The organism is Nitrococcus sp., from assembly GCF_059432795.1.
Window position 1 is genome coordinate 1 of the sequence record NZ_JBXWZQ010000172.1, and the last position, 10235, is coordinate 10235.

Genomic DNA, 10235 nt, shown 5'->3' on the forward strand with positions numbered 1-10235 from the left:
GGCGCTGAGGTCGTTGATCATGAGATTGGCCATGGTTTTGCTCTCCTAAAGTGTTGCACTCATTGGGTTAAAAATTCGTTTCGGTCTGCTGCTCCGGAAGCCCTGTCGCTCCCGTTGCCTGAGTTATAGCAGCTCACGTGCCAACACCACCTGATAAATCGAAATAATTTATAACCTACTGTTTTTATCTATTTTATTTTCTTGCTCACAGCGATGTCGCGTGCAAAAAATGCGGGTTGATATTCAGGATAGTTTTTTCATTCACAACACATTGTCGCTTATCAGATGGTTCATGCCAAACAGTCACGCGCGGCTGCGTCTTTTCCCTCGCTAACAGCAACGGCCCACGGCGCATATGCGCCGACCTACAACGCCAGCGACTGTACGGAAAAGGGGGATAGCCAGTGAGAAAGTGATTGGGCATGTTTTGGGGGCAGAGGCAGAAGGTCAGCTCATGCAGGTCCAACGCGAGCCCCAACCGACCAGGCTCGAAGTGCAAGGCTCGATCCGAGAACCGCCATGGCGTCCGGGTGTGACATGGAAGCCGATTTACCCTGTCCCGGCCGACGGCGCACTCTCCCCTGCCACGTCTCAGTGCGACACGCAGATCCGAGGGCCCGGAGAATTGCTCAGCCAATGCAGCAAGCTATACTCGCGGATGCAAGTGTTGCAAAATCCTCCACGCGGCTCGATCGATGACAGGGCGTCTATTTGTCATTTAGGCGGATACGAAGGGCGGGCCAATATGGGGTGTCGTCGTTGTGCGCCAACCCCACATTTCCCGAACAGCAGGTTAGCTTATGCAAGGATTCAAGCATCTTTCCCCTGAGCAGGCCCATGAGATGATGCAGCAGGAGAAATGCCAGGTCGCCGACATCCGCGATGACCTCTCGTATCAGCAAGGACATATCCCCAACGCGGCCCATTTGAACGAACAAAGCCTATCCGATTTTCTCGAGACCGCGGACCGGGACCAGGCGCTGATTCTTTATTGCTATCACGGAAACACCAGCCTGAGTGCCGCGCAATTTTTCGTCGAAAAAGAGTTCACCAACGTGTACAGCATGGACGGTGGATTCGAAGAGTGGCGGCGCAAATTTCCGCGAGAGGTCAAAGCGGGGTGACCGCTACCCGACACCTTGCGCGCGCGAGCCTCCCGTGAGACAGCCCGTGAAATAGGCGACGATTCGCCGCAACCGTCGCGGACGGGTGCTCACGCGCGCAACTTCCTCGCGGAAACCGGGAATGGCGTTTGACTACGCGGATGGGCGCGAAAACGCCTAGTAATCCCCGCGTTACCTGGCCAGCGAGGGGAATTTGCTGTCAATGATCTTGTTCCATTCCGTTACACGATCTTCCATCCCCGCGAGCAACTCGTCGGCGTCGCCTTGGACGGTTACGCTCACGAGTTCGTCGCCGCGTGCAATGCTGTCCACGACCTGCTGATCGGCCTCCGATTCCACTTCACCGAACACCGTATGGGCGCCGTCGAGGTGCGGCGTGGGCGTATGCGTGATAAAAAACTGGCTGCCATTCGTCCCTGGCCCGGCATTCGCCATGGACAGCACGCCGGCCTTGTCATGGCGCAGCGTGGGACTGAATTCATCTTCAAACTTATACCCCGGACCACCGGTCCCCGTCCCCAACGGACAACCACCCTGAATCATGAAATGGGGGATCACGCGGTGAAAGGACAAGCCATCGTAGAATTTTCTCTGCGCAAGGTTAACGAAATTCGCCACGGTAACCGGCGCCGCTTCCGGAAAGAGCTTAACGTGGATGCTCCCTTTGCTGGTCTCGATCGTTGCTGAGATATCCATTTTATTACCCTCGACCATTGTATTGATAACGCCGTCAGTTGGCTCGGACCGCGCCGAATTTATTGAACGTCACCGATTGTCCACCATTAGACAGTCTATCCCGGCGGCTTTTCAAAACGCGCCGAACCAGGCGCTGCGCTCGTCAAATCGCCTCCGCGAACAGGTTATTGATTTTCGTGATTTCTGGCGAAATGATCAGAAGACGATGATTCCATCTTTGAATACGCAGTATTTTACAGGCTTTGCACAACATTTCACCCGGTTCGGGCGACCGCGCGAAGGGTTTTCCGCGCCGACCAAGGCGGAACGTCGGGTCGGATGGGTCAGGGGAAGAAGGAAGACGCCAATCGGCAGGGACTCACCAATAAAGCAGCGGGGGCCAAAGGACCCCCGCCGCGAAGGCATCGCTGGAGATCACCGCTTAGGCGGTTTGGCTCTGGACGATGGTGCCGTTCAGGTTGAACGTACCAGGGCCTTTGATGCCGACCGCCGTGTTGTTGATCTGCGCCGTCTGGACCTGACGCGTGAACTTCGCGTTCAAGCTCATCGGGTGCTTCGGGTACTTGACCGACGGCATGAGGTAGCCGCCGTACCAGCCGCCTTTCACGCGCAGGCTTGCCTGCCGGTCCAGGGTCTCGGTCGCGCTCAGGTCACGGATCATGATGCTCGCCATGGTGTTGCTCTCCTCAATGTGGTTCCCATTACGGGGTCAGCACTTGCTTTAGCGCTTGCTCCGAGAGCAGTCTCACTCTCGTTGCCCAACTAACTGCAGATCGCGTGCCAAGAGGTGAGCATTGCGCAGATATTTTCTTATCTCTATGTTATTTAATTGATTATTTTTTCCAGCAGGACGCAACTAATCGGCCAGGCCGCTCTGCATCAGCCCTTTGAGTTGTTTTATAAAACACATTTTTTATGTCTATGACCTGGGAATTCCAACTTTTTTCGGGTGAACCTCGCGCCACCGCCAGTCACAGCTCGACGAGTTGCACCTTGCCCCGCAAGGCGGCTTGCGCCAGCTCCACCAGGTGCCTGTGATGCGTGAAGAACAGCACCTGCGTCCGGTGCGCCAGCGTGGTCAGAATCTCCAATCCGGCCGCCGCGCGGGCGTCATCGAAGTTGATGAACAAATCGTCCGCGACAAAGGGCAGCCCGGGCGCCTTTTCGAGATATTCCTCGATAGCGGCGATGCGCAGTGCGAGATAGAGCTGATCCGCCGTTCCGTCGCTCATGCCGCTGACGCGCACGCGCTCGCCCCCGGCTCGCAGGCCGGTCAACTCCGGCCGATCCTGCTCGTCGAAATCCACTTCCAGGCGCTCGAAGGCCCCGGAAGTCAGCACCCGGAACAACTCCCCGGCGCGGGAAAGCAGCGGGCCTTGTTTCTCGCGACGGTAGCGGTCCAGCGACCAGCGCAGCAAAATCGCCGTGCCGCGCTTCCAGGCATAGCCATGGACGGCCTCGCCCATGTCCGTGAGCGCCTGCTGACGCTGGTTCTCGGCGATCGCCGCCGTCTCGTCGCCATCGAGCTGGCGCAGTTCCGACTCGGCGCTCCGCAGATCCGCGCTCAGCTCATTCAACTCCTCCGTTTGCTCCGCGATAGCCTCATCGAGGGTTCGTGCCTCCGCGCCCAACGCATCGACTTCGGCGTTTGCCGACTCCGCCTGCAAATCGGGCAGAGCAAGCCCGTCACCGGCCGCCAGTGCCGCTTCCGTCTCCCGTTGGATCGACGTGCGCAACTCGCGGGCTCGGGCATCTCTGTGGATGGCCTCGTTCAAGCCGGCGACGTCCTTCGCACCGGCCGTGGCGCACAATTGCTTTATCCGCGCCTTGGCTTGCTCCAGCGACTCTCGCGCCTTTTCCAGCTCCTCCTCCATTTGCTCGATTCGCTGACCCTCGTCCTGGCGCTTGAGCTGCCTCTGACGCTCTCGAGCGAGCCACCGGGATAACCTTTGCACCACTTCGAGCGGGTCTTCGTCCGTTGCGCGCTCGCTCAGAGCCCGCAACAAGCCCTCGACACGCTCACCAAAAGTCCCGACCTGACTGGAGTCCCGGGCAACCTCCGCGGCGAGCCGCTCCACCGCCTCAGCCTCCCCGGCCAAAGCCTCCAGGGTCTGCCGTGCGCCCTTGGCAGCAGCCAGCCCGAGACCGCGAGCGAGATCGCACGCCGCGAGCGCGGCGGAGAAGCTCTCACCCCAGCGTTCATAGGCCGCCTCCGCACGCCTCGCCTGCTCACTCGCCGTCGCAAGCCGCTCGGTCGTATTCCGCCGTTGCTCGGTCAGCTGACGGCGTTGGGCACGCTGCTCTCTGGCCTGCTCGAGCACATCTGCGGCATGCTCCAGCACCGCGGCGAATGAGGCAGACGAAGGCATTTCCGCTGCATCCATCGCCGTGAGCGCCTCCGAGAGCTTTTCGCGATGCGCATGCATCTGCCCCTGCAACGACTCGCTTTGGCGCTTCAGCTCATCAAGCTCCTCGCGCAGCTTCAGCAGCCGGGCACGCTCTTCCAGCCAGCCCATCATCACACCCGGCGCCGCCGGGGTGACGCCGGTGCCCCGCCAGCAGGCGAGCCATTCCGCGTGTTGGCGCTCGTGCCTGGCCTCCTCCTCCTGCCGGCGCTGCTCACTTTGGCCAATGCGCTTTTGCGTGCGCTCGATGTCCCGGTCGATGCCGAGCAGCGCGGCGGCGGCCTCGGCATTGTCGAAGCGGCGGTCCGCCAGCTCGTCCGCCTCCTCGAGGGCCGCGTCGAAGCACTCCGCGAGCGCCTCATTGTCCGGCGCGCCGGCTTGCGGCGGGAGCCGATCGAGCCATCGCGCCCGGATACGCTCCCAGTAGCCATCGCGTTGCTCGCGAGCAGCAATCAGCCTCTCGCGCGGCATGGCCTGCCCGTCGCGTACCGCCTGCTCGCGCGCGAGCCGCAGGGATTCCAACGCGTCCTCTTCCGACTGTTGTTGACGCGTTATCTTTTCGACTCGCTCGCTGCTGGCACTGAGCTCATCGCGATGCCCTTCGACCGCCGCGCGCGAGGGCACCCGTACGACCGCGAGATCACCGGGTGAGCCGTTCCAACCCGCGAGCACCGCGATACCCTCGTCCAGCTCGCGCGCCAGCCGCTGGCAACGCTGCCGCGATTCGACCAACTGTTTATCGGGGTCGCCCAGGCGATGGGCATCGCGGAGGGCCACGGCCAGCTCATCGCCGGCCCCTGTCGTACCGAGCGCTTCGAGCTCGGCGTCGAGCCGGACCAGCTCGTGCTTTAGCTCCGAGCGCCGCGAACACGCCTCGTCGCGGTCGCGGCGGCACCCCTCGTGAGCCTCCAATTGGGCATAGAGCTGCTCCCGGTAAACCCGCGCCGGCAGCCGCGCGAGTATCTTGCTCGCCGTCTGCTCGCCCCACCCCAAATCGCGCGCAAGGCGCTGCACTCGCTGGTGCGCGGCGCCGAGTTTCGCTTGCTTACCGGGCAGCTCGCGTTGGGTCTGCTCGACCAGACGACGCTCCTGCGCCAACGCGTCTATGGTTTCCCCCAAACCCAGGATCGCCTCATTCGGAACGATACCGCCGATGTGCGCCTTTGCCGTGGCAAGCCGTCCTTCGACAGCCTCGACATGCGTCTGCGCGCGCGTCCGCGCATCCTCCGCTTCGCGCAGCCGTTGCGAGGCGTCCTCGGGGATCGGCGGAAGCTCGCCCAGCGCGGCGATCTGCGCCTGGTATTGGCCGCGGAGCGTCAGATGCGGCAGCACGCGCCGGATTCGCTCCACACGCCCCTTGCGCCGGTTGGCTTCCTCCAACGCCTGCCGCGCCGCCTGCCTCGCCTCGCGCACGCTCTGCGTCTTGCGGCAGAGCTCCTTCCAGCTGCGCACCGCCACCGAGGCGTCCCTGAGCCGCTGACGGGCCTGCCTCAAGCGCTCCTCCGCCGCGTAATAAACGCGCTTTTTGGAGGCTCTCGGTGCCCACAGGGCATCGGCCTCCTCGTCCAGCCGCCGCAAGGCCTCGCGCAGCCCCGACAAACCGGCGCCGGCGGCAAAAAGCGTCTGCCCGACATGGCCTTCGGCCGCCAGGATTTCCTGTCCGCCCTCCTCCAGGCGCCGGTGATTGAGGCTGAACATGCGCTCGAAAAACGCCCGATCCGCACCGCCGAGAAAGGGATCCAATACCAATTCCACCAGCGGCGCCCCCGCCTCGTCGAGCAACGTGTCCTTGTTGCCCTTGCGGCGAAACAGCCGACGCGTCTCGCCCTCACGCTCCAGCGTGGCGCCGATACGCAGGTCCTTGTTCGCATGAAGGAAGTTGAACCCGGTTTGCGTCGGAATGCCGAACAACAGATCAGCCAGCGCACTTTGACAGGTGGACTTGCCGGCCTCGTTCGGCCCGTAGATCACGTGGAAGTCACACGCCCCGCGCGACAAGACGACCTCGCGGTCGCAAAAATGCCCGTAGCGCAACAACGACAAAGCCCCGAAACGCACCGCGTTCTTACTCCCTGCCCGCCATGACCTGAGCGATCGCGTACGCACTCAACTCGTCCAGCAACGCCCCGACCTCCCCTTCGCTCAGCCGCCGGATCACGCCCAGCTCCGAATCCTCACGCAGCTCCGCCGGCAGCTTGGCGAGCAGCGCGCCGAACTCCGCACGAAGCTGGGCGGTGAGCGCGGGATCACCGCCGGCCTCCTGTAGCAGACGGGCGAGCTCGGCCACGGCGTCCTGACGTTCGTTGCCGGCCGAATCCGTCGGCGGAGCGATCTTCAGCTTGACCTTCTCGATCCAGGCCCGGTCGCCGGCAAGCGAGACCGCCCCGGCTCGCACCTCGGCGATGAAGCGCTCTTCGTCGCGGACGATTTCGGAGTAACACTCCGGCCGCCCCGTGAGGGTGATCCGCGCCGCCAACGTCCGGGCATCGGCCGCATCCACTGCCCGTTCCAGCGCCTGCATGATGCGCCCGGTCAGCGCGTGCCGTTCGGCGATGTCATCGGCGCGCACGTCGAGCTCGACCCAGCGCAGGATATCGCAGGGAAAATGCTCCAGAGCGTCGATCAGCCCGTCGCGCACGTACACGCGATAGGCGCCCTTGGGTCCGGGCTCGCGGACATGGCGCCCCTGCAGATTGCCGGGAAAGACGATATAGGGCCGCTCGCGCACCAGCCGCGCCTGATGGACATGGCCCAGGGCCCAATAGTCATACCCCTTGGCGCAGAGCTCATCGACCGTGCAGGGCGCGTACGAGGCGTGCTGGCTGCTCCCCTCGAGCGCCGTGTGCAAAACGCCGATGTTCAACATGCCGGCCCGCGCCGGCGGGTATTGCCGGGCGATGTTGTCGGTGACATCGCGCCGCGCGAAGCTCTGGCCGTGGAAGGCGACCCCGAGATCGGCGAACTCGATGGTGCTCGGCTGCCTGTGATGAAAGGCATGAACGTTATCCGGCAAATCGAGGGAGCGGGTCATGACATTGGCGGCATCGTGGTTTCCGTAGAGCAAGATCACACGGATGCCGGCATCCCGCAGCCGGCTCATCTCCCGGATAAAGAACAAGCCGGTGTTGAAGTCGCGCCAGTCGCCGTCGTAGAGGTCACCGGCGATGATGACGAAGCGCACGGCCTCCTCGATCGCCCGGTCGATGAGGTTGCTGAACGCCTCGCGCGTGCAGTTTTCGATGCGCTCGAGCGGGGCTCCGTCGTAGCGGGCCAGCCCACGCATTGGGCTATCCAGGTGGATATCGGCCGCATGAATGAAATCGAAGTCGCGTTCGCTCGCCATGGTCGTCCATCCGGGTCGCGTGTACTTCTATACCAAGCGAGAGGCGGCGGCCTCGCCCGCTGCGAAACCCAACGGTTCGTCGAAGCAATTGGCCTTACGCAATCACGTGCTCAGCGTTGGAACGGGTTTTCTATGGTGAGCCCCTCGAGCCGTTGGCCGTGCTGCAAGTCCTCGCTGTAGAGCCGGGTGCACCCCGCTTCACGGGCGGCCGCGATAATCAGGGCATCGTAAAAGCCATATCGATAGCGCGCCTGGATATCGAGACTGCGCTGGTACAGCGACATGCTGGCAGACACATGAAACAGCGGTTCCAAGACGGTTTCGAGATAGTTGCGCGTCTGCTCGGCGGTGAGCGGGATCTCGGCTTTGCGCAGCAGGGTGTTCAGGCATTCCTGAATCACTTGGAAGCTGATACAGGCCGTGCCCGTCTCGATGCCATGGCGAATGATACGCCCGGCAATAGTGCTCCTGCGTTCATCCAGCGCATCAAGTTGATAAATAAAAAGGTTGGTGTCGATGAAACACTCAACGCTCATTCATTTCTTCCCGCGTCAGCTTGCGTCCAACCCGAAGCTTGCCGTGCAGCGAATCAATGACCGCATCGTAGTGCTGCATCTGCTCCTGGCGCCGCGCGTAATGCTTAAGCCAGCGGCGGAACTCGGCGTTCAGGGTCGTATGTTCGGACCGCGCCCGCTCACGAGCCGCCTGGATCAACTTTTCATCGGCACTCAGGGTGATGTTTTTCATAGCCTGTGTTCCCAAGACACGCGTGCACACTAGAGAAGTGTACACTATATCAGTGTGAAACCGCCGCCAACCGTCTGACCACCTAGTGAAATCGAGCGCTCACGCCGCCTGCCCGATCCTTCTCGTGGTTGTATTTCGCGACCGCTTCAACGCAGTGTCGCTGGAAATCGGTTCGCGGTGGGTTCCGTCACGGCCGACGAAAGATGTGTGTGCCGCAGGAACTGCGGCAAATCGACTCGCCTCGGCTCAGCTCAGCCCGGCGGCATCGAGCTCGGCGGCGATGGCATACAGCTGCTCCACGGTGGTGATATCGCGCGGGTCATGAGCGATGCGGGCGATGCCGATGGCGGCGAAGCGGCGTTCGATCTCGGTTAGATACTCCGCCTGCTGGCTCACTCGCGCGCGCATGAACGCGCCCTCCGCGGCGGCAGGAAGCACCCGGTTGATCAGCAGCCGCCCCACGCTGAGGTGGTTTTCCTGCAGCGCGCGCAGCGCCCGGGCGGTCTCCTCGATGGGCAGCCGCTCGGGAATCAGCACCAGATAAAAGCACGCATCCTCAAGAAGGCGCCGGCGGGCGTGCTCGAAGCGCTGCTGACGCTCGGCGAGGCGCTCGAGTACGGGATCCTCCTCGCGTGCCGGCTCCCGGCCCGCCATGTTGCGCAGCATCCGTTCCATACCGCTCACCCGCTCGCGCTGGCGTCGCACGCCCTGCACCCAGGTGGTGAGCAGCCGCGGCAGGGTGAGCAGCCGCAGAGTCTGCCCGGTCGGCGCAGTGTCGAAAACGATGCGCTCGAAATCCCCCGGACAGCGGCCGATCAGATCGACGAAGCGGTCGAAGAGCGCCGATTCATCCATACCCGGGCTGGAGCGGGCGAGATCGAGCTGTTGCTCGACGGTCGCAATGATCTGCGGGCTCACCGCCGCCCGTGCGTCGGTCTTGATGCGCTCGATGTGGCGCTCGGCCTCGGCCGCGGCGTCGATCTCGAGCGCCCACAGGGTACCGCTCACCCAGGTGGGCGCGTCCGTGAGTCCGCGGCCGAGCAGATCGGCGGTGGAGTGCGCCGGGTCGGTGGAGACCAGCAGCACCCGTTCGCCGGCTTGCGCACGCCGCAGCGCGAACGCCGCAGCAAGGGTCGTCTTACCCACACCGCCCTTGCCGCCGAAGAAGGTCAACCCGGCCATGACCCCGTCCGATCAGCAGCAGAACCCGGTGTCCGGGAAGCGCTCCATGCCCATACGGCGGTGCCATTGGTGAAACGCCTCGACCATCTCCGGGTACAGATCCAAGGTGTAGTAGCCTACCGGATTGGGCACACCCAGGGCCTCCAGAAAGAGCACGGCGAGCAGCGCGTCCTGTTGGCTATTGGCCTCCCGCTGCAGGGCCGACCGCCAGGGAGCGACAAAAAGCTCATCGTGGAAGGCCTCGAGGCGATGATAGAGCCGGCGAAGATCAGGCGGCAATGCGATTGGCCTCCAACGCCGTTACTAGGATTTGCAGCGCCGGGCTCGGGCCGCGGAGCGGTGCCTCCTGAACCCGAACCGCACCAGTGCGATGAACCAGGGCCTCTCTCCCTATTGCCATTGCGCTCGCCGCTGCTAGCGCTCGGCCGCCGCCGCGTGGGTCGTCGGTGCCCGGCGCAGCCGGCTCAGGGCAAGGACGGCCTCGAATAGCAGCCACGCGCTCAACACCAGAATGATGGAATCCAGGGTCAGCAGCAACCAGTCACCTTGCGCATAGAACGTCACCAGATTCAGCAGCAGCGCGTAGACCGTCATGAACAGCAGGAACACCAAGGGGATGAGCGGCGCGGCCGGGTTGCACCGGCGAGAGGCGGTCCACACCGCGATGACCGCCAGCGTGAGCCCGGCGGTAAGCTGATTGGTGGTGCCGAACAGTTGCCAGAGGCGACCGAAAGCGAA

11 protein-coding genes are annotated in these 10235 nt (G+C 63.1%); 1 reads left to right on the top strand and 10 read right to left on the bottom strand.

Annotated elements, in window-relative coordinates:
- Positions 1–800 precede the first annotated feature (800 nt).
- Positions 801–1124, top strand: coding sequence for a thiosulfate sulfurtransferase GlpE (gene glpE / locus AC52Q4_RS12080; protein WP_495537050.1), 324 nt, complete (start codon positions 801–803; stop codon positions 1122–1124).
- 171 nt (positions 1125–1295) lie between these two features.
- Here the strand turns inward: glpE and AC52Q4_RS12085 are convergent, their stop codons facing one another.
- From AC52Q4_RS12085 to AC52Q4_RS12130, 10 genes are all read right to left on the bottom strand, one after another.
- Entirely contained in the window at positions 1296–1820 is a 525-nt protein-coding gene (locus tag AC52Q4_RS12085; RefSeq protein WP_495537051.1) for a peptidylprolyl isomerase, read from the bottom strand.
- A 421-nt stretch (positions 1821–2241) separates the two neighbouring features.
- The gene (locus AC52Q4_RS12090) at positions 2242–2493 is read right to left on the bottom strand and encodes a hypothetical protein (RefSeq protein ID WP_495537052.1); all 252 of its coding nucleotides are present in this window, start codon (positions 2491–2493) and stop codon (positions 2242–2244) included.
- A gap of 298 nt (positions 2494–2791) precedes the next feature.
- Positions 2792–6283, bottom strand: a complete 3492-nt coding sequence (locus tag AC52Q4_RS12095) for an AAA family ATPase (protein WP_495537053.1) — start codon at positions 6281–6283, stop codon at positions 2792–2794.
- 7 nt (positions 6284–6290) lie between these two features.
- Positions 6291–7568 (bottom strand): metallophosphoesterase family protein, encoded by a 1278-nt coding sequence (locus AC52Q4_RS12100; RefSeq protein ID WP_495537054.1) that lies wholly within the window; start codon positions 7566–7568, stop codon positions 6291–6293.
- Between the two features lie 110 nt (positions 7569–7678).
- Complete coding sequence (locus AC52Q4_RS12105) at positions 7679–8104, bottom strand: PIN domain-containing protein (protein ID WP_495537055.1); 426 nt, start codon at positions 8102–8104, stop codon at positions 7679–7681.
- Entirely contained in the window at positions 8094–8315 is a 222-nt protein-coding gene (locus tag AC52Q4_RS12110) for a hypothetical protein (protein ID WP_495537056.1), read from the bottom strand. The genes AC52Q4_RS12105 and AC52Q4_RS12110 overlap by 11 nt, the downstream gene beginning before the upstream one ends.
- 246 nt (positions 8316–8561) lie before the next feature.
- On the bottom strand, positions 8562–9497 hold the full coding sequence (locus AC52Q4_RS12115; RefSeq protein WP_495537057.1) for an ArsA family ATPase: 936 nt from the start codon (positions 9495–9497) through the stop codon (positions 8562–8564).
- Between the two features lie 12 nt (positions 9498–9509).
- Entirely contained in the window at positions 9510–9776 is a 267-nt protein-coding gene (locus AC52Q4_RS12120; protein ID WP_495537058.1) for a cory-CC-star protein, read from the bottom strand.
- Positions 9766–9897, bottom strand: coding sequence for a hypothetical protein (locus tag AC52Q4_RS12125; protein WP_495537059.1), 132 nt, complete (start codon positions 9895–9897; stop codon positions 9766–9768). The genes AC52Q4_RS12120 and AC52Q4_RS12125 overlap by 11 nt, the downstream gene beginning before the upstream one ends.
- Positions 9898–9911: 14 nt before the next feature.
- The coding region (locus AC52Q4_RS12130) for a carbon starvation CstA family protein (RefSeq protein ID WP_495537060.1) at positions 9912–10235 on the bottom strand (324 nt) is incomplete at its 5' end.

What these genes read in the sequence shown, in the direction of transcription:
- AC52Q4_RS12110 (WP_495537056.1), bottom strand. Translation starts at nt 8,315, where the DNA reads ATGAAAAACATCACCCTGAGTGCCGATGAAAAGTTGATCCAGGCGGCT.
- AC52Q4_RS12085 (WP_495537051.1), bottom strand. Translation starts at nt 1,820, where the DNA reads ATGGATATCTCAGCAACGATCGAGACCAGCAAAGGGAGCATCCACGTT.
- AC52Q4_RS12090 (WP_495537052.1), bottom strand. Translation starts at nt 2,493, where the DNA reads ATGGCGAGCATCATGATCCGTGACCTGAGCGCGACCGAGACCCTGGAC.
- AC52Q4_RS12100 (WP_495537054.1), bottom strand. Translation starts at nt 7,568, where the DNA reads ATGGCGAGCGAACGCGACTTCGATTTCATTCATGCGGCCGATATCCAC.
- glpE (WP_495537050.1), top strand. Translation starts at nt 801, where the DNA reads ATGCAAGGATTCAAGCATCTTTCCCCTGAGCAGGCCCATGAGATGATG.
- AC52Q4_RS12105 (WP_495537055.1), bottom strand. Translation starts at nt 8,104, where the DNA reads ATGAGCGTTGAGTGTTTCATCGACACCAACCTTTTTATTTATCAACTT.
- AC52Q4_RS12115 (WP_495537057.1), bottom strand. Translation starts at nt 9,497, where the DNA reads ATGGCCGGGTTGACCTTCTTCGGCGGCAAGGGCGGTGTGGGTAAGACG.
- AC52Q4_RS12125 (WP_495537059.1), bottom strand. Translation starts at nt 9,897, where the DNA reads ATGGCAATAGGGAGAGAGGCCCTGGTTCATCGCACTGGTGCGGTTCGG.